Here is a 568-nt window from a genome sequence, read left to right as displayed (position 1 = left end):
TTCTAGAGTTGTATTCATACCTGCATGAGTAATAGTCAGAGTAGCTTTTTGCAGTTAGAACTACTGCAAAAAGCTACTCTGACTATTACTCATGCAGGTATGAATACAACTCTAGAATGTTTAAATAATGCAGTACCAATGGTTGCTATTCCTATTGCCTTTGACCAACCAGGAGTAGCAGCACGAATTGCTTGGAGTGGAGCAGGGGAAGCTATACCACTGAAGCGTTTGACTGTAGCTCGATTAAGAAAAGCAATTTCCAAAGTGCTAACACAACCGTCATATAAACAAAATGCTTTGAGATTACAGTCAGCAATTCAGCGATCGGGTGGGGTAACTCGTGCTGCTACTCCTGGTTGGTCAAAGGCAATAGGAATAGCAACCATTGGTACTGCATTATTTAAACATTCTAGAGTTGTATTCATACCTGCATGAGTAATAGTCAGAGTAGCTTTTTGCAGTAGTTCTAACTGGGGTGCATATTTGACAACTAGGGAATTTCCCGGTAAATTAGGTAGAGATTCTGGAGTTGCCGAACCCCCCAGAGACATTACTAACTGAGCATCCA

Annotated in this window: 2 protein-coding genes; one reads left to right on the top strand and one right to left on the bottom strand. The window is 41.2% G+C overall.

What is annotated here, in order from left to right; genetic code table 11:
• The first annotated feature begins 24 nt into the window (after positions 1 to 24).
• Entirely contained in the window at positions 25 to 435 is a 411-nt protein-coding gene (locus D5R40_RS33705) for a glycosyltransferase (RefSeq protein ID WP_339379618.1), read from the top strand.
• On the opposite strand, the gene D5R40_RS33700 is transcribed toward D5R40_RS33705, so the two are convergent.
• A partial coding sequence (locus D5R40_RS33700; protein ID WP_282433714.1) for a glycosyltransferase occupies positions 318 to 568 on the bottom strand: 251 nt, incomplete at its 5' end. The genes D5R40_RS33705 and D5R40_RS33700 overlap by 118 nt on opposite strands.

This window comes from Okeania hirsuta (assembly GCF_003838195.1).
In the GTDB taxonomy this organism is placed as follows: domain Bacteria; phylum Cyanobacteriota; class Cyanobacteriia; order Cyanobacteriales; family Microcoleaceae; genus Okeania; species Okeania hirsuta.
Note: the sequence above shows the minus strand (reverse complement) of the source record. Positions and strands in the feature narration are given on the sequence as shown.